14 protein-coding genes are annotated in these 18,972 nt (G+C 61.8%); all 14 read left to right on the forward strand.

The window, feature by feature from the left end; translation table 11 throughout:
* Positions 1-34: 34 nt before the first annotated feature.
* The 14 genes from PKE98_RS11880 to PKE98_RS11945 all read left to right on the forward strand — a co-directional run bounded on the left by PKE98_RS11880 (position 35) and on the right by PKE98_RS11945 (position 18,957).
* The gene (locus PKE98_RS11880; protein WP_271195488.1) at positions 35-1,642 is read left to right on the forward strand and encodes a response regulator; all 1,608 of its coding nucleotides are present in this window, start codon (positions 35-37) and stop codon (positions 1,640-1,642) included.
* 150 nt (positions 1,643-1,792) lie between these two features.
* Positions 1,793-3,757, forward strand: coding sequence for a methyl-accepting chemotaxis protein (locus PKE98_RS27315; RefSeq protein ID WP_271195489.1), 1,965 nt, complete (start codon positions 1,793-1,795; stop codon positions 3,755-3,757).
* A gap of 173 nt (positions 3,758-3,930) precedes the next feature.
* On the forward strand, positions 3,931-5,709 hold the full coding sequence (locus tag PKE98_RS11890) for a protein-disulfide reductase DsbD (protein WP_271195490.1): 1,779 nt from the start codon (positions 3,931-3,933) through the stop codon (positions 5,707-5,709).
* Positions 5,710-5,837: 128 nt separating this feature from the next.
* The gene (gene aroQ, locus PKE98_RS11895; protein WP_108098429.1) at positions 5,838-6,281 is read left to right on the forward strand and encodes a type II 3-dehydroquinate dehydratase; all 444 of its coding nucleotides are present in this window, start codon (positions 5,838-5,840) and stop codon (positions 6,279-6,281) included.
* A 24-nt stretch (positions 6,282-6,305) separates the two neighbouring features.
* On the forward strand, positions 6,306-6,764 hold the full coding sequence (gene accB, locus PKE98_RS11900) for an acetyl-CoA carboxylase biotin carboxyl carrier protein (protein WP_271195491.1): 459 nt from the start codon (positions 6,306-6,308) through the stop codon (positions 6,762-6,764).
* 17 nt (positions 6,765-6,781) lie between these two features.
* Positions 6,782-8,125, forward strand: coding sequence for an acetyl-CoA carboxylase biotin carboxylase subunit (accC, locus tag PKE98_RS11905; RefSeq protein ID WP_271195492.1), 1,344 nt, complete (start codon positions 6,782-6,784; stop codon positions 8,123-8,125).
* Between the two features lie 87 nt (positions 8,126-8,212).
* The gene (locus PKE98_RS11910) at positions 8,213-9,067 is read left to right on the forward strand and encodes an EI24 domain-containing protein (RefSeq protein ID WP_271195493.1); all 855 of its coding nucleotides are present in this window, start codon (positions 8,213-8,215) and stop codon (positions 9,065-9,067) included.
* 41 nt (positions 9,068-9,108) lie between these two features.
* The gene (prmA, locus tag PKE98_RS11915; RefSeq protein WP_271195494.1) at positions 9,109-9,987 is read left to right on the forward strand and encodes a 50S ribosomal protein L11 methyltransferase; all 879 of its coding nucleotides are present in this window, start codon (positions 9,109-9,111) and stop codon (positions 9,985-9,987) included.
* A gap of 68 nt (positions 9,988-10,055) precedes the next feature.
* Positions 10,056-11,399: a DUF3426 domain-containing protein gene (locus PKE98_RS11920; RefSeq protein ID WP_271195495.1), complete on the forward strand. Its 1,344-nt coding sequence runs from the start codon at positions 10,056-10,058 to the stop codon at positions 11,397-11,399.
* Positions 11,400-11,566: 167 nt separating this feature from the next.
* Entirely contained in the window at positions 11,567-12,565 is a 999-nt protein-coding gene (gene dusB / locus PKE98_RS11925; RefSeq protein WP_271195496.1) for a tRNA dihydrouridine synthase DusB, read from the forward strand.
* Positions 12,562-12,882: a DNA-binding transcriptional regulator Fis gene (gene fis, locus PKE98_RS11930; protein WP_108098422.1), complete on the forward strand. Its 321-nt coding sequence runs from the start codon at positions 12,562-12,564 to the stop codon at positions 12,880-12,882. The genes dusB and fis overlap by 4 nt, the downstream gene beginning before the upstream one ends.
* Before the next feature lie 82 nt (positions 12,883-12,964).
* Positions 12,965-14,572 carry a bifunctional phosphoribosylaminoimidazolecarboxamide formyltransferase/IMP cyclohydrolase gene (gene purH / locus PKE98_RS11935; protein ID WP_271195497.1) on the forward strand — a complete coding sequence of 536 codons (1,608 nt, stop codon included), beginning with the start codon at positions 12,965-12,967 and terminating at the stop codon, positions 14,570-14,572.
* A 183-nt stretch (positions 14,573-14,755) separates the two neighbouring features.
* Positions 14,756-16,045, forward strand: a complete 1,290-nt coding sequence (gene purD / locus PKE98_RS11940) for a phosphoribosylamine--glycine ligase (RefSeq protein ID WP_271195498.1) — start codon at positions 14,756-14,758, stop codon at positions 16,043-16,045.
* Between the two features lie 125 nt (positions 16,046-16,170).
* A complete protein-coding gene (locus PKE98_RS11945; protein WP_271195499.1) occupies positions 16,171-18,957 on the forward strand; it encodes a hybrid sensor histidine kinase/response regulator family protein in 2,787 nt (928 codons plus the stop codon).
* Positions 18,958-18,972: the final 15 nt, after the last annotated feature.

An 18,972-nucleotide genomic window follows, 5' to 3' on the forward strand; every position in this document is an offset into this window, starting at 1 on the left:
AGCGGCAACCGCGTACTAAAGAAGACGTCCGGCCATGTCCGAGCAAGAAGACCTCAGCAGCGACCGCCTCAAACACCACTTTGCCCAGCGCGTGATTCACCAGGCGCGGCAAGTGCTGGAGGTGTGGCAACGGCTGCAGGAACGGGAATGGAACGACACCGAACTGGCCGAGGCCAACCTGCGCTTGCTGCGCTATGCCGAGCGGTTTGGCCAGGATGAGCACGCCCAACTGGCCCGCAGCATCGGCCAGTGCCTGGAGGCCAGCGGCGCCAACAAGGGCCGCCTTAACAGCGCGCTGATTACCGAACTGAACCAGCTGATGCAGCGCCTGTCGCGTACCGGTCTGCGGCATGGCGACCAATACGAACAAACCTTTCTGCCGCCGCTGCGCAAGCCAGTGTATGTCGGCCTGCAGGACCGCGAGCGCGCCGAACGCCTGGCCCAGCAGTTGGAATTCTTTGGCTTGAGCGCGCAGTCGTTCGCCACCGCCAACGCCTTCCGCGCCGCCATGCGCGAGCGCCACCCGGCCGCCATCCTTATGGAAGTGGACTTCGCCGGTATCGGCAAAGGCCTGGAGCTGGCCAACGAAGTTCAGCAAGACCTCGAGCAAAAGCTGCCGCTGCTTTTTTATAGCGAGGAAGAAACCGACACCCCTACCCGCCTGGCCGCCGTACGCGCCGGTGGGCAAGAGTTTTTCACCGGCAGCCTGGATGCCTCCACCCTGCTGGAGCGTATTGAAGTGCTCACCCATGTGAGCCAGTACGAGCCATTCCGCGTGCTGATCATCGACGACTCACGCGCCCAGGCCACCCATACCGAGCGGGTGCTGAACAGCGCCGGCATCATTACCCAGACGCTTACCGACCCGATCAAGACCATGAGCGTGCTGGCCGAATTCCAGCCCGACCTGATCATTCTCGACATGTATATGCCCGAGTGCAGCGGCACCGAGCTGGCTCAGGTGATTCGCCACAACGACCGCTATGTGAGCGTGCCGATCATCTACCTGTCGGCCGAAGACGATCTGGACAAGCAGCTCGACGCCATGAGCGAGGGCGGCGATGACTTCCTGACCAAGCCGATCAAGCCGCGTCACCTGATCGCCACCGTGCGCAACCGTGCCGAGCGCGCGCGCAACCTGAAATCGCGCATGGTTCGCGACAGCCTCACGGGTTTGTATAACCACACCCATATCCTGCAACTGCTCGATGACACCCGCACCCGCGCGCGCCGCGACAACCTGCCGGTGACCTTCGCCATGCTCGATATCGACCACTTCAAGAAAGTGAACGATGTGTACGGCCACCCCATGGGCGACCGGGTGATCAAGAGCCTGGCGCTGTTTCTCAAGCAGCGCCTGCGCAAGACCGACCATATCGGCCGCTACGGTGGCGAAGAGTTTGCCGTGGTACTGCCCAACACCGACGCAGCCACGGCGGCGAAAGTGCTGGACGGCATTCGTCAGCGGTTTGCCGAAATCCACTACCCGGCCAGCCCGCAGGATCTGTCGTGCACCTTCAGCTGTGGCATCGCGCAGTTGCTCGATGACGTCGACAGCAACGAGCTCTCCAAGCGCGCCGACCAGGCGCTGTACGTGGCCAAACACGGCGGCCGCAACCGCGTGGATATTTTCGAAAGTTAAAAACCTTTCGCTCATGCGCGAAGCCGGGCGCAGGTCTAAACGTGACGCCCGTCACGCTGTCATCAGATCGCAATGAAAGAGCAATAAATTCAGGACTTTATAGCCAGTCATGGCGTTTTGACGCCATGTGTTATCGGTCGAGTCCTGTCTATGCGCCTGAAACACCTCACCAACTTCAACACTGCTCTGCTGGTTGCCGTTTGCCTGGCTCTGGCGGCCACACTGTGGTGGTCGCAGCGCGCGCTGGAGCGTCCGTATCAACTGATGGAGCAGTACCTGAATCTGTCGCAGCGGTTCCAGGCCGAGGTCGCCAAGAATATTCAGGACTACCTGGCCAGCGGCGATGCGCTGCGCCATAGCGCCGCGAGCCAGGCCATCGACGGTTTGCAGAACGCCACCGTTGAACTGCCGCCGCAACTGGCGGCGAATTTGCGTCCCAGCCTGAGCGATTTGCAGGCGTTCACCCGCAATGAGTTGCTGGCCGCCGGCAAGCTGGCAGGCGATCCGCAAGGTTTGCTGCTGCAAGCGGAACGGGAAATTTCCGCCGCGCTGGAACAACTCAGCACCTATGCCGACAGTGGCCCAGCCGATAGCAGCTCGGCCTACCGTGCGCCTTTGTTCAACGCTGCCGTGCACCTGAGCCGCCTGGCCCACGCTCGCGGCAAATTGGTGAGCAGTGGCCGTGATGAGTTGGCCGGCGATGTGGAGCGCGAAGTTACCGTGCTCAGCCAGCAAGCTGATGCCCTGCAAGCGCTGCCGCTGTTAGGCGTGGCCGATGCCAGCAACTCCGGCGCCGACGACTTTGCCTCCATGATGGGTATTGCCAACGACACCAGCGCCAGCCAGGCCGAAGACCGTGGCATTGGCCTCAAGCGCGACCTGACCAGCCTGATTAAACGCTACCCGACCGAACTGACACGCACCCGCGATCTGATTGAAAACCGTAGCGCCCTGGCGAGCAAAACCGGCGACAAACTCAACGCCACGCAACACGCCCTCGACGAGCTGGCGCCGGCAGTGCGTGCCGAATACGGCCGTATTCAGCTGCAAGTGCGCACGCTGCAGGGCGCGATGATTGGCCTGATTCTGCTGATTGCGCTGGTCATCGACCGCATTCAACGGCGCCTGAGCACCGTACTCAGCCGCCTGGCACCGTCGCTGTCGGCCTGGGCGCAGGGCAATTTTGCCGACAGCATTGTGCTGGCCTCCAATACCCGCGAGCTGCGCGACATAGAGGAATCGCTCAATCGCCTGCGCGCCTACCTCGTCGACCTGGTGGGCACCATTCGCCAACACGCCGAGCAGGTGGCCGGCAGCAGCCGCACGTTGGCCGAGCTAAGCCACGGTTTGCACAGCGGGGCCGAACGTCAGGCGGGCGATACCGAACAGATTCGCGATGCCCTGGGCGACCTCGAATCCACCATCCAGCAAGTGGCAGGCGATGCCAGCCAGGCCGCCGATGCCAGCCGTGAAGCAGGTCGGGCGCTGGAGCAGGGGCAAACGGTTATCGGCCAAAGCCTCACCGGCATGCACACGCTGGTGAGCGAAGTGCAGGGCAACGCGCAGGCCATTGAACGCCTGGCCGCCGAAACCGCCACCATCGGCGGCGTGCTGACGGTGATTCGCTCGATTGCTGACCAGACCAACTTGCTGGCTCTGAACGCCGCGATTGAAGCGGCGCGTGCCGGGGAAAGTGGCCGCGGGTTTGCGGTGGTGGCCGAAGAAGTGCGCACCCTGGCGCAGCGTACCGCAGGCGCCACCGGGGAAATTCAGCAGTTGATTGGACGGCTGCAACAAGCGGCAGGGCAATCGCTGGAGGCCATGCGTGCCCAGGTTGGCCATGCCGAGGCGACGGCTAGCCAGGCTCAGGCAGCCGATGGTGCGCTGGATGAAATCGTCACCGCCATTCGCACCATCGCCAGCATGGCCGAACGGATTGCCGATGCCACGGCCCAGCAAAGTGGCGCGGTGAGTGAAATTCGCGGGCACAGTGAGCGCATTCACCAGTTGGGCGGCGACAACCTGAAGCGCATTGACCATGGGCGCAGCCAGGGCGAACAGTTGCAGGCGTTGGGTGGGCAGTTGCATACGGCGGTGCAGGCGTTTCGGGTTTAATCCGCGAGGGTGTATGGGACCGTAGGGCGAATATCGCCGTGAGTGATATCCGTCGTCTCGATCTCAACGGCGGATATCCGCTGCGCGGATATTCGCCCTACTCGTTTCGACCAAGGCCACGCCCCAATGCTTTCCGCTATGATTGCGCGCACTTTCCTAGTAGCGAGATTTCCATGCGCCGCCTGCTCAGCCTGTTTCTGCTGTTGCTCGCCCTGCCTGTCAGCGCCAGTCTTCTGGATAACCGCCCCAGCGCCACCCTCGGCGCGCCGCTGAACAACAGCGCCGACTTCCTGCCGGTACGTGAGGCCTTCAAGTTGAGCGTGGTGGATAACACCGCCGACAAAGTGACCCTGCGTTTTGTCGCCACCGACGGTTATTACCTGTATCGCCACCGCTTTCAATTCCGCATCGAGCCGGCCGACGTCGGCAATGGCTCGGCGCAGTTGCCGCCGGGCGAGAAAAAGCACGATGAGTATTTTGGCGATGTCGAGGTGTACCACGGCATTCTCGATGTCGAGCTGCCGCTGAAAAACGCCTACAACCTGCCCTATACCCTGTTCGTCACTTACCAGGGCTGCGCCGACAAAGGCTTGTGTTATCCCCCGGAGACCGAGCGCCTGGAGCTCGATGGCAAAGGCGCGCCGAGCAATGTGCCGGCGGCCAGCAGCACCAGCCCGGTAGCCGGTTGGGGCTGGCATGAATTATTGCTGTTCTTTATTGCGGGGTTGGGCCTGACCTTTACGCCTTGCGTATTGCCGATGCTGCCGATTCTGTCGGGCGTGGTGTTGCGCGGGCAGATTGGTGGGCTGCGCGGTTTAAGCCTGTCGCTGGCTTATGTGCTGCCGATGGCGGCCTGCTTTGCCTTGCTCGGCGCCTTGATGGGTGTGTTCGGCGCGGAACTGAATCTGCAGGCACGCCTGCAATCGGCCTGGGTGCTGGTGCCGTTCGCACTGTTCTTTGGGCTGTTTGCGTTGGCGATGTTCGGCGTGTTCGAACTGCGCCTGCCGCGTTTTATCAGCGAGCCGCTGGACCGCATGGCAGGCAACGCCAAGGGCGGTTCGTTGTGGGGCGCGGCGCTGTTGGGCGTGGTGTCGAGCTTGTTGGTATCGCCTTGTGTGTCGGCGCCGCTGGCCGGTGCGCTCCTTTATATCAGCGCCAGTGGCGATGCCTTTGGCGGTGGCTTGAAGTTGTTTGCCCTGGGGCTGGGCATGGGCACGCCACTGGTGTTGTTCGCCGTGGGTGGCGGTACCTTGCTGCCAAGGGGGGGCAACTGGATGGTGACGGTGCGCAACGCCTTCGGCGTACTGCTGCTGGCAGTGTCGGTGTGGATGCTGGAGCGGGTGTTGCCGCCAAGCCTGGCACTGGCGTTGTGGGGGTTGCTGGCCGTTGGCGTGGCGCTGTTTCTCGGCGCTCTGGAGTTCAGCTACAAGGCGCCCCGTGAGCGTCTGGCACAACTGCTTGGCCTGGTGTTGCTGGTTTACGGCATTGCGGCGTGGGTGGGTGCATTGCAGGGTGAAAGCGATCCGCTGCGCCCGCTTGGCCGCAACGTTGCCAGCGTTGCCGCGTCGGGCGCGGCGCCCGTCGCCGACACCTGGCAGACGGTAAAAACCCCGGCCGAACTGGATGCCGCCTTCGCTGCTGCCAAAGCCGCCAACCAGCCGCTGCTGCTGGATTGGTACGCCGACTGGTGCATCAGCTGCAAAGTAATCGAGCGTGAGGTGCTGCATGCACCCGAGGTCACCAGCCAGTTGGGGCCTTATCGTCTGGTGCGGTTCGACATCACCGATAGCAACGAAGAACAGCGCACCCTGCTCAACCGCTACAAGCTGTTTGGCCCGCCCGCCATTCTGTTTTTTGCACCCAATGGTGACGAATGGGCCGATATCCGTGTCGTAGGTGAGGTTGATGCTGCAACCTTCGCCGAACGCCTGCGCACAGCCGGCGCGCGCTGACGAGCTGCATATATTTGCAGCAATCTGCTGCTATCGTGCTAGCTACTGCTGAGAACTGGACATGCCCAACCCCCTGCGGCATAGTCCGGCGCAGCGTCGAATGGCAAAACAATAAGGAAAACACCCTCATGGCCACCTTGCTGGTGCTGCATGGTCCCAACCTGAATTTGTTGGGCACGCGCGAACCAGGCGTCTACGGCGCCACCACCCTGGAACAGATCAACCTCGATCTGGAACGCCGCGCCCGCGAAGCCGGCCACCACCTGATGTACTTGCAGAGCAATGCCGAGTACGAGCTGATCGAGCGTATTCACGCGGCTCGCAGCGAGGCGGTGGACTTCATTCTTATCAATCCGGCAGCTTTTACGCATACAAGCGTCGCATTACGTGACGCGTTGCTGGCGGTGAGCATCCCATTCATCGAAGTGCACCTCTCTAACGTGCACAAGAGAGAACCTTTCCGCCATCACTCCTACTTTTCGGATGTTGCTGTAGGTGTGATCTGCGGCCTTGGCGCCAGCGGTTACCGGCTGGCCCTGGAGGCTGCCCTGGAACAACTTGAACGCCCCTGACCTCTTCCTTGGGAGTTGCTACTTATGGATATTCGTAAAGTTAAGAAATTGATCGAGCTGCTGGAAGAATCCGGCATCGATGAGCTGGAGATCCGTGAGGGCGAAGAGTCCGTACGCATCAGCCGTCACGGCAAACAGCCGCAGTACGCGCCAGCCCCGCAAGTATTCGCCGCCCCGGCACCTGCTGCTGCTCCGGCCGCACCGGCTGCACCGGTCGCCGACGCTGCCCCAGTGGCTGCCAAGCTGAACGGCAACGTGGTTCGCTCGCCGATGGTAGGCACCTTCTACCGCACCCCGGCGCCTACCTCGCCAGCCTTCGTTGAAGTGGGCCAGAGCGTGAAGAAAGGCGACATTCTGTGCATCGTCGAAGCCATGAAAATGATGAACCACATCGAAGCTGAAACCAGCGGCGTCATCGAATCCATCTTGGTGGAAAACGGCCAGCCGGTTGAGTACGACCAACCGCTGTTCACCATCGTTTGAACCGCGGAGAGCCTGCGATGTTGGAAAAAGTGCTGATCGCCAACCGCGGCGAAATTGCCTTGCGCATCCTGCGCGCTTGCAAGGAACTGGGTATCAAGACCGTCGCGGTGTACTCCACCGCCGACCGTGAGCTGATGCACCTGGGCCTGGCAGACGAGACGGTGTGTATCGGCCCTGCCCCCGCGAACAAATCCTACCTGCATATTCCGGCAATCATTGCCGCGGCCGAAGTGACCGGCGCCACCGCCATTCACCCAGGCTATGGCTTTCTCGCCGAGAACGCCGACTTTGCCGAGCAGGTAGAGAAATCCGGTTTTGCCTTTATCGGCCCCAAAGCCGACACCATCCGCCTGATGGGCGACAAGGTATCGGCCAAGCACGCCATGATCGCGGCGGGCGTACCCACCGTTCCCGGTTCCGACGGCCCGCTGCCCGAAGACGAAGAAACGGCCCTGCGCATTGGCCGCGAAGTCGGCTACCCGGTGATCATCAAAGCCGCTGGCGGCGGCGGTGGTCGCGGCATGCGTGTGGTGCACGACGAAGACGACCTGATCAAATCGGCCAAGCTGACCCGTACCGAAGCCGGTGCCGCGTTCGGCAACCCGATGGTCTACCTCGAGAAGTTCCTCACCAACCCACGTCACGTGGAAGTGCAGGTACTGTCCGACGGCCAGGGCAACGCCATTCACCTGGGTGACCGCGACTGCTCGCTGCAGCGCCGCCACCAGAAGGTATTGGAAGAAGCGCCGGCTCCGGGCATCGACGAAACCGCGCGCCAGGAAGTGTTCGCCCGTTGCGTCAAAGCCTGTATCGACATTGGCTACCGTGGCGCCGGCACCTTCGAGTTCCTGTACGAGAACGGTCGCTTCTACTTTATCGAGATGAACACCCGCGTTCAGGTGGAGCACCCGGTATCGGAGATGGTCACTGGCATCGACATCGTCAAGGAGATGCTCAGCATCGCCGCTGGCAACAAGCTGTCGATCAAGCAGGAAGATGTGGTAATCCGCGGCCATGCCCTGGAATGCCGGATCAACGCCGAAGACCCGTCGACCTTTATGCCGAGCCCCGGCAAGGTCAAGCACTTCCATGCCCCGGGCGGCAACGGCGTGCGCGTGGATTCGCACCTGTACAGCGGCTACAGCGTACCGCCGAACTATGACTCGCTGATCGGCAAGCTGATCACCTACGGGGCCACCCGTGACGAGGCTATGGCGCGGATGCGTAATGCGCTGGATGAGATTGTGGTGGACGGGATCAAGACCAATATCCCGCTGCACCGTGATCTGGTTCGGGACAAGGGCTTCTGCAAAGGTGGGGTGAATATCCACTACCTCGAGAAAAAGCTCGGCATTCACTAGTCGACATTGCTGTAAAGAAAGGCCGCTTGATGCGGCCTTTTTTGTTTGCCGCATGAACGCTGGTGCGCACCGAGGAGAATGGATTCTGTGGCTATAAAACGTGCTTTTGACGCCTCTCTTGCGGCCTTTCGCGAGGCGTTTGCCTGTCTGGGGCTGGCATTCAGGGACAGCCTGCGCCCCGGCATCCTGCTGCGCTCGGCCGGTATTTGCGTGCTGGCGTCGGTGCTGTGGACTTGGGTGTTTTTCCATTACTACGAGCAGATCGGCATCGGCTGCGGCGCGTTGTCGTTTTTCATTGTGTACGGCGGCGCCATGCTCGGCTTTTTGCCGGGCCTGGGTGGTGGCGGCGGGAGCGGCGGTATGGCGGGCATGGCCGGCCCCTTGGGCATGCTGGTGTTGTACGTGGCGGCCCTGGCCCTGGTAATGGCGGTGGTGCTGTACAGCGGCGCCATCGTGCTGAGCATTCGCGTTGCACTGCGCTGGGTGCTGATGGGCAAGGTGCGGGCACGGTGTCTACGCCATTACCCGGCCCTTCAACAGCGTGCGACCGGCGATGACAGCCTGCTGCTCGGCGCCCGCTACATTCTCGGCCCTTGGCTGGGTTTCACCCTGGGCACCTTGGCGTGCCTGCTGATTCCGCTGGTTAATGGCGTGCTGCTGGTAATGCTGCTGGCGTATTTGAATGTGCGCTTTCTAACCCCGGCCGCTTTCGGCAGCCTGGTGTCCAGCAGCGAGCAACTCGAGGCCATCAACGGCCAGCGCGGTGCCATGCTGGCGTTTGGTTTGCTGATTCTGCTATTAGCCTTGGTGCCTGTCGTTAACTTGCTGCTTCCGGCGCTGCTCGCCGGCGGCGCCTGCCACCTGGGCTATCGCGGGCTGGACCCCGCGCGCCGCGCGGCTGGTGCCGCGCCGGCTGCTCAAGTAAGCTTGCCGCCCTGTTAAAGCCCAGTCTTTTTAAAGCACCGTCTTCGAGGTTGTTCGTTATGCCGTGGTTACAAGTCCGTCTCGCCATCAGCCCGGAACAGGCAGAAACCTACGAAGACGCCCTGCTGTCGGTGGGCGCGGTATCGGTAACCTTTATGGACGCCGAAGACCAACCGATTTACGAGCCGGACCTGGGCACCACCCCGCTGTGGTCGCGCACCCATCTGCTGGCCCTGTTCGAAGCCGATGTGGATGAAGCCAACCTGCTGGCACACCTGACGCTGCTGACCGGCGGCACGCTGCCGGACCATCAGGTGGAACGCATCGAAGACCAGGATTGGGAACGCAGCTGGATGGATAACTTCCAGCCCATGCGTTTTGGGCGGCGCCTGTGGATTGTGCCGAGCTGGCACGCCGCACCCGAGCCCGAGGCGGTGAACCTGCTGCTCGATCCGGGCCTGGCGTTCGGCACCGGCACCCACCCCACCACCGCCCTGTGCCTGGAATGGCTGGACGGCCAGGAACTGAACGGCGTGGACGTACTGGATTTCGGCTGCGGCTCGGGCATTCTCGCCATCGCCGCCTTGTTGCTCGGCGCCAAACAGGCGGTCGGCACCGATATCGACATTCAGGCCCTGGAAGCCTCGCGTGACAACGCCGGGCGCAATGGCATCGACCCGGCGCGTTTCCCGCTGTACCTGCCTGAAGACTTGCCCAAGCAGCAGGCCGAAGTGGTCGTGGCGAACATTCTTGCCGGTCCGCTGGTCCAACTCGCTGGAACGATCACCGCGCTGGTACAACCCAACGGCCGCCTGGCGCTGTCGGGTATCCTTGCCGAACAAGCCGAAGAAGTTCGCGCGGCCTACGCCGATGCATTCGTGCTGGACCCAACGGCCGAAAAAGACGGCTGGGTGCGTATCAGCGGTCGTCGCCGCTGAATCTCGCCTGCCGCGAACCTTGAGTTAAACTAGCCCCCGATTGATTTGCGCACCCTCCGGAATACTGCATGACCGCCAGCTTCGTCACCCAATGCCCACATTGCCGCACCAGCTTTCGCGTTAGCAGTACGCAGCTGGGTGCCGCGCATGGCGCTGTGCGTTGCGGGGCGTGCCTGCATGTGTTCAACGCAGCGCAGCAGATTCTCGACGAGCACCCGGTGCAGACCTTCATGCCCAAGGCGGCTGCGCCGAAACCGCCGGCGCCCCCAGTGCCAACGCCTGCCCCGACGCCTGCCCAACCGGTGCCGGCAGCCGCCATTCCCACCGCTGGCAAAGCCACCAGCGAAACCCTGTGGATTCACGACGACCTGGACCTCGACAGCCTCGACGAAGAGCTGGCCAAGCTGGAGCAGCAAGAGCTGCAGTTGTCCCAGGAGTTCATGTCGCTGACACCAGCGGCGGCCAAACCCAAAGATGATTTCCTCAAAGCGCCCGATCGCATTGACGATCAGCACGATGAAGGCTGGGCCGAAGCCCTGCTGAAAAAGGAAACCGCACCGGTTGCGATCACCGGCGGTATCGAACCACCCGCACCGAGCCTCGTACCACCGCCGCCGGTGTTCCGTGCCCGGCCGGTTGCTACTCCCGAGGCGCGCGAACCGGTGCCCGTCGATGACGAACCGACCTTGGGCAACGGCCATATCGACGATGAAGACGATGATCTAGCGCCAGCCTTCAAGCTCAGCGCCGACCGTAGCTTCGATCGTTCGATGGACGACGAGCCAGACGATAACGCCCCCGAGCGCAACAACTTCTCGGCGGTCAAAAACCTCAATAAGCCCGAGCGAGCCGAGCCCGCGCTGCGCGATGACAGCCTGTTCCACCTGGCCGACGACCCGCTGCAACTGGACTGGCAAGAACAGCGCAAACCCTGGGGCCGCTGGATCGCCTGGGGCCTGCTGAATCTGATCGGTGCCGCGGCGTTGGCCACCCAATACGTCGCTTACCACTTCGACGAACTGGCGCGCCAGGACCAATACCGCCCATGGTTCGAAACTCTGTGCCCGAACATCGGCTGCAGCCTGCCCTCCAAGGTGGAAATCAGCCTGATCAAGAGCAGCAACCTGGTGGTGCGCAGCCACCCGGACTTCAATGGTGCACTGGTGGTCGATGCCATCATCTACAACCGCGCCACCTTCGCCCAGCCGTTCCCGCTGCTGGAAATCCGCTTTGCCGACCTCAACGGTCAACTACTTGCCAGTCGTCGCTTCAAGCCCAGCGAATACCTGGCTGGCGAGTTGGCAGGGCAGGCCGAAATGCCACCGCAAACGCCGATTCACATCTCCCTGGACATCCTCGATCCGGGCAACAAAGCCGTGAATTACAGCCTGAGCTTTCACTCCCCAGAGTGATTTTTCACACGACATTTTTGCCATTTGCAGTTGCATTGCGCGGCTTTTCGGCTCGCTAAAACTGTTCATAATTTATCCAAAACAACCTTTATCCGGTCATCGAGAGCGGGTATCATGCCAACCCTTTTTCGCACTCTCAGATCCGCCTTTCTCAGCAGGGAAGCCCCATGTCGGCGGTACGCATCGGCCCGTATACATTGCCCAATCCGTTGATTCTCGCCCCCATGGCGGGTGTCACTGATCGCCCGTTTCGCCAGCTGTGCCGGCGTCTCGGAGCCGGCATGGTGGTATCGGAAATGGTTACCAGCGACATGAGTCTGTGGAACACACGCAAATCCAGTTTGCGTTTGATACATGCCGACGATCCCGAGCCTCGCTCGGTTCAGATAGCCGGTGGTGATCCACAGATGCTGGCCGACGCTGCACGAGCTAACGTGGATCTGGGCGCGCAGATAATCGACATCAATATGGGTTGCCCGGCCAAAAAGGTCTGCAACAAGGCAGCCGGTTCTGCGCTGCTCAAGGACGAAGCGCTGGTCAGTGCGATTTTGCAGGCTGTGGTTGCCGCGGTAGATGTACCGGTCACCCTGAAAATTCGCACCGGTTGGGACCGCGACAATAAAAACGGCATCACCGTTGCGCGCATTGCCGAAGAATCCGGCATTACCGCCCTCGCCGTTCACGGTCGTACCCGCGCCGATTTGTACACCGGGGAAGCCGAGTACGACACCATCGCCGCGATCAAGCAGGCGGTGTCGATTCCGGTGTTCGCCAATGGCGACATCACCTCGCCAGAGAAGGCCCGGCAGGTGCTGGACAGCACCGGGGTCGATGGGTTGTTGATTGGTCGTGCTGCTCAGGGCCGGCCGTGGATCTTTCGCGAGATCGAACATTTTTTACGCACCGGCACTCACCTGCCGGCGCCGACGTTGTATGAGGTGGAACGCATTCTGCTAGAGCATCTGGCCGAACTGCACAGTTTCTACGGCGACGTGATGGGCCCGCGAATAGCGCGCAAACACGTTGGCTGGTACCTCGCCACCCTGCCGGGCGCCAGGGAGTTTCGCGCCCAATTCAATCGTCTGGAAAACACGGACGTGCAATGCGCCAGCGTTCGGCAGTTCTTCGCCGAACGTCACAACGATGGAGAAGAGGTGGCCGCATGACGATGATGACTGAGACTTTAGTGAGTGGAATTGCACCTGTGACCGATAACGTCAATTTGAAACAGCACCTCAACACGCCGAGCGATGAAGGCCAGACCTTACGCGGCAATGTGGAGAAGGCGCTGCACAACTACTTCGCCCACCTCGACGGGCAAGATGTGTGTGATGTCTACAACCTGGTGCTTTCCGAAGTCGAAGCACCGCTGCTGGAAACCGTGATGAATTACGTCAAGGGCAACCAGACCAAGGCTTCCGAACTGCTCGGCCTGAACCGCGGAACCCTGCGTAAAAAGCTCAAGCAATACGACCTGCTGTAAGCATGCATTCATACGAAAAAGGGCGGACTGATCAAACAGCCGCCCTTTTTTGCTGATTTCTTCGCTTTAGATGGAAACCGAGATGACCGACCAAACCACCCGCCTACCCGTTCGCCGTGCCTTGATCAGCGTTTCCGACAAGACCGGCATCCTCGAGTTTGCCCGTGAGCTGTCCGCCATTGGCGTGGAGATTCTGTCCACCGGCGGCACCTTCAAACTGCTCAAGGACAATGGCGTAGCCGCCGTCGAAGTCGCCGATTACACCGGCTTTGCGGAAATGATGGATGGCCGGGTGAAAACCCTGCACCCGAAAATCCACGGTGGCATTCTCGGTCGCCGCGGCACCGACGACGCGATCATGGCCGAGCACGGCATCAAGCCGATCGACCTGGTGGCGGTCAACCTTTACCCCTTCGAAGCCACGATCTCCAAACCCGGCTGCGACCTGCCGACCGCCATCGAGAACATCGATATCGGCGGCCCGACCATGGTTCGCTCGGCTGCCAAGAACCACAAAGACGTGGCCATCGTGGTGAACGCCAGCGACTACACCAACGTGCTGGAAAACCTCAAGGCCGGCGGCCTGACCTACGCGCAGCGCTTCGACCTGATGCTCAAGGCCTTCGAACACACCGCTGCCTACGACGGCATGATCGCCAACTATATGGGCACCGTTAACCAGGCCGCTGAAACCCTGAGCACCGAAGGCCGCAGCGAATTCCCGCGCACCTTCAACAGCCAGTTCATCAAGGCCCAGGAAATGCGCTACGGCGAGAACCCGCACCAGAGCGCGGCGTTCTACGTGGAAGCCAAGCCCGCCGAAGTGAGCGTGGCCACTGCCACCCAATTGCAAGGCAAGGAACTGTCGTTCAACAACGTGGCCGATACCGACGCCGCGCTGGAATGCGTGAAGAGCTTCGTCAAACCGGCCTGCGTAATCGTCAAGCACGCCAACCCATGCGGCGTCGCCGTAGCCCTGGACAGCGAAGGCGGCATTCGCCAGGCCTACGAACTGGCCTACGCCACCGACACCGAGTCGGCCTTCGGCGGCATCATTGCCTTCAACCGTGAGCTGGACGCGGCCACCGCCAAAGCCATCGTCGACCGTCAGTTCGTGGAAGTGATCATTGCCCCCAGCGTCAGTGCCGAGGCCCGCGAAGTGGTCGCGGCCAAAGCCAACGTACGCCTGCTGGCCTGCGGTGAGTGGAGCGCCGAGCGCGCCGCCGCCTGGGATTACAAACGCGTTAACGGCGGCCTGCTGGTACAGAGCCGCGACATCGGCATGATCACCGCCGACGACCTGAAAGTGGTGACCAAACGCGCACCGACCGAGCAGGAAATTCACGACCTGATCTTCGCCTGGAAAGTGGCCAAGTACGTGAAGTCCAACGCCATCATCTACGCCAAGAATCGCCAAACCATCGGTGTCGGCGCCGGCCAGATGAGCCGGGTGAACTCCGCCCGTATCGCCGCCATCAAAGCCGAGCACGCCGGCCTGCAAGTGCAGGGCGCGGTCATGGCATCGGACGCGTTCTTCCCGTTCCGTGACGGTATCGATAACGCGGCGAAAAACGGCATCACCGCCGTGATTCAGCCAGGCGGCTCGATGCGTGATAACGAGGTGATTGCCGCGGCCGATGAAGCCGGCATCGCGATGGTGTTCACCGGCATGCGTCACTTTAGACACTAAGACGGCTGCGCTGACGCAGGCATCTGCGGCGTTGGATTGGACTTTTGCGATGCTCATTGCCAGGCGGCAACTCCGCTCGCAAAAGCCCAATCCGCCTTGCATCTACCTACGTCATCGCACCCTCGATAGGCGTCGCCTGATTTTTTAGCCCCCGCGCTTCGGCGCCCCACAGAGGCTTGCACCATGAATGTATTGATCATTGGCAGTGGCGGTCGTGAACACGCCCTGGCGTGGAAAGTTGCGCAAGACCCGCGCGTTGAAAAAGTATTCGTTGCACCCGGCAACGCCGGCACCGCGACCGAAGCTAAGTGCGAGAACGTGGCCATCGACGTATTGGCCCTGGAGCAACTGGCCGATTTCGCTGAAAAGAATGTCAGCCTGACCATCGTTGGTCCGGAAGCGCCGTTGGTAAAAGGTGTGGTCGACCTGTTCCGCAGCCGTAACCTGCGTTGCTTCGGCCCCACCGCCGGCGCCGCGCAACTTGAAGGCTCGAAGGCGTTCACCAAAGACTTCCTCGCCCGCCACAACATCCCGACTGCCGACTACCAGAATTTCACCGAAGTGGAGCCGGCGCTGGCTTACCTGCGCGAGAAAGGCGCACCGATCGTGATCAAGGCCGATGGCCTGGCCGCCGGTAAAGGCGTGATTGTCGCCATGACCCTGCAGGAAGCCGAAGACGCCGTGCGCGACATGCTCGCTGGCAATGCCTTTGGTGACGCTGGCTCGCGCGTGGTAATCGAAGAGTTTCTGGACGGCGAAGAAGCCAGCTTTATCGTGATGGTCGACGGCAAGAATGTGCTGCCAATGGCCACCAGCCAGGACCATAAACGTGTAGGCGATGCCGACACCGGCCCCAACACCGGTGGCATGGGCGCTTACTCCCCGGCGCCGGTGGTCACCAGCGAAGTCCACCAGCGCGCCATGGACCAGGTGATCTGGCCGACCGTGCGCGGCATGGCGGCCGAAGGCAACGTGTACACCGGTTTCCTCTACGCCGGCTTGATGATCGACAAGGCCGGTAACCCGAAGGTCATCGAGTTCAACTGCCGCTTTGGCGACCCGGAAACCCAGCCGATCATGCTGCGCTTGCAGTCGAGCCTGGTGCTGTTGATTGAAGGCGCACTGGCCGAAGCCCTGGACAAGATCGAAGCCCAATGGGACCCGCGCCCCAGCCTGGGCGTGGTTATGGCCGCTGGCGGCTACCCGGGTGACTACGCCAAGGGTGCGGCCATCAAGGGCCTGGACGCCGCCGTCTCCGAGCACGGCAAAGTGTTCCACGCCGGCACCGCGCTGAACGATGGCAAGGTGGTCACTGCCGGTGGTCGCGTACTGTGCGCCACCGCCCTGGGCGAGACCGTTTCGGCAGCGCAAACCCACGCGTATGAGCTGGCCAAACAGATCGATTGGGACGGCTGCTTCTACCGTAACGACATCGGCTACCGCGCCATTGCCCGCGAGCGTGGCGAAGATTGAGGGCGTAATTACGCAATTGGTCGGCAAAATCGCACAAAAGGCAGCCTCAATGGCTGCCTTTTGCGTATTACCGCCGATGATAGCTTGGCTATAATCCGACCACTCAAACCTGAAGGGATTTCATTGTGCGCGGGCTCAGGATTGCCATAGGACTTGTTGTCAGCCTGGTATGGGCTGCACTGTCACCACTGCCAGCCTCGGCAGCGGAGCAAGGCCAATGGTCTGTTCTGCTGGACCCTGACGCCAGCCTGAGCCTGAACGACGTGCGCGCCAGCGGCAGCGCTGCCCGCTTCACCCCTGTCGATATCCAGCAATTGGCCACCCCCGGGCACAATATGGCGCAGTGGCTCCACGTGCGTCTGCCGGGCAGGAACCGCGAGCGGCTGCTGCGGGTGTTCGGCCCGTACCTGGGCCATCTCGACCTCTACGTACTGCGCAATGGCGAGCTGATTTCCAGCACCCGCACCGGCAGCCAGACCCCGCTGGCCGAACGGCCACTGCCCAGCCGCGATCTGCTGCTGCCCCTGCCGGTCGGCAACGATGCGCTCGACCTGTACCTGCGCTTGTCCAGCAGTCATGCACTGCGCCCGGCCATCACCATCGATGACGCCGGCGCCATGGCCGCCGATGACAGCCGCCCGCTGCTCTACGGCATGCTGCTGGCCGCCTTTGGCCTGCTGCTGCTCTACAACCTGGTACGCTTTGCCTACACCCGTATTCGCAGCAGCCTGTGGTTGGCACTGGCGCAATTGAGCCTGCTTGGCACCAGCACCACACTGCTGGGTATCAATTCGCCGTGGCTGGTGGGCTGGCCGGGGCTGCAGGCGCAAATCGGCAATCTGTCGATTCTGCTCGCCATGCTCTGCAATCTGGCGTTCACCCTGAGCTTTTTCAAACGCGTACAACCCAGCGGTCTGTGGCGCCGGGTGCTGCTGGCCGAATGCGGCGCCATCACCTTGCTGGCTGTAATCGTGCTGGCGGCCAACCACCTGCAATTCAACCGGGCGGTGTATCTGATGACCGCCGTCAGCAACCTCAGCGTCTTGCTGGTGGCGGCGTTCCACTGGATGCATGGCTATAAACCGGCGCGGATGTTTACCCTGGCGCAGCTGATTTTCAACCTCGCGTTTATCGGCGCCCTGCCCTCGATGTTCGGCTACTGGTCCAACGACTCCGACTGGCTGGCCTACAACCTGCTGTGCTTTGCCGCCATCAGCGGTTTTCTGCAAAGCCTGGCGCTGGCCGAGCGGCAACTGCGTCTGCAGCAGGAACACTTCGCCATCAGCCGCGACCTGGCCGCCAGTTCCGCCGAGCTCAAAGCCAAGGCCGAATTCCTGGCCAAGATCAGCCACGAAATTCGCACGCCCATGAACGGCGTACTGGGCATGACCGAACTGCTGCTGGGCACCCAGCTCTCCACCAAGCAGCGCGACTACGTGCAAACCATTCACAGTTCGGGCAACGAACTGCTCACGCTGATCAACGAGATTCTCGACATCTCCAAGCTGGAGTCCGGGCAGATCGAACTCGATGACGTGCAGTTCGACCTCAATGCGCTGATCGACGACTGTCTGGATATCTTCCGCGCCAAGGCCGAGCAGCAGAAAGTCGAACTCATCAGCTTTATGCAGCCCCAGGTTCCACGGGTGGTGAGCGGCGACCCGACGCGTTTGCGGCAAACCCTGCTGAGCCTGCTGGACAACGCCTTCAAGCAAACCGACGAAGGCGAAATTCTCCTCGTGGTTGCGGTAGACACCAGTGGCGACGCGCCCCGCCTGCGCATTGCCGTACAGGACAGCGGCCGCTCGCTGGACAGCGCCGAACGCGACGCTCTGCTCAATGCCGAATTGCACAGTAAAGACTTCCTGGCCGCCACCGGCGTGGGCGCCCGCCTGGGGCTGATCATTGCGCGGCAACTGGTGCGGTTGATGAGCGGCACCTTCGGCATTCAAAGCGGTGGCAACACCGGCAACACGCTGTGGCTGACCCTGCCATTGGACGCCGAGCGCCTGGAAAACCCCACCGCCGACCTTGACGGCCCGCTGCAAGGCGCACGCCTGTTGGTGGTGGACGACAACGAAACCTGCCGCAAGGTATTGCTGCAACAGTGCAGCGCCTGGGGCCTGACCGTCAGTGCGGTGCCGTCGGGCAAGGAAGCGCTGGCGCTTTTGCGTACCAAGGCCAATATCCGCGAGTACTTCGATGTGGTGCTGCTGGATCAGGACATGCCCGGCATGACCGGCATGCAACTGGCGGCCAAGATCAAGGAAGACCCCAGCCTCAACCACGACGTGCTGTTGATCATGCTCACCGGCATCAGCAATGCGCCGAGCAAGATCATTGCGCGCAACGCCGGCATCAAACGCATCCTGGCCAAACCGGTGGCCGGCTACACGTTGAAAACCACCCTGGCTGACGAGCTGGCCCAGCGCAAACCCGGCCTGGAACCGCGCAGCTATGCACCGGTGGTGGCGCCGCAAGACTTCCCCGAAGACTTCCGCATTCTGGTGGCCGAAGACAACAGTATTTCCACCAAGGTGATTCGCGGCATGCTCGGCAAGCTCAATTTGCAGCCCGACACCGCCAGCAACGGCGAAGAAGCCCTGACCGCGATGAAAGCCCGGCAATACGACCTGGTGCTGATGGACTGCGAAATGCCGGTGATGGACGGTTTTTCCGCCACCGAACAGCTGCGTGCCTGGGAAGCCAGTGAACAGCGCCAGCGCACCCCCGTGGTGGCACTGACCGCGCATATTCTGTCCGAACACAAGGAACGCGCGCGACAAGTGGGCATGGACGGCCATATGGCCAAACCGGTGGAGCTCTCCAACCTGCGCGAGCTGGTGGAGCACTGGGTGGCCGAACGCGACGCCCGCCGCCAGGAAGCCTCCGACTCCGCGCTGCCCCACTGACGTATCCTTATTTTT

It is taken from the genome of Pseudomonas turukhanskensis, assembly GCF_027922365.1.
Lineage (GTDB): Bacteria > Pseudomonadota > Gammaproteobacteria > Pseudomonadales > Pseudomonadaceae > Aquipseudomonas > Aquipseudomonas turukhanskensis.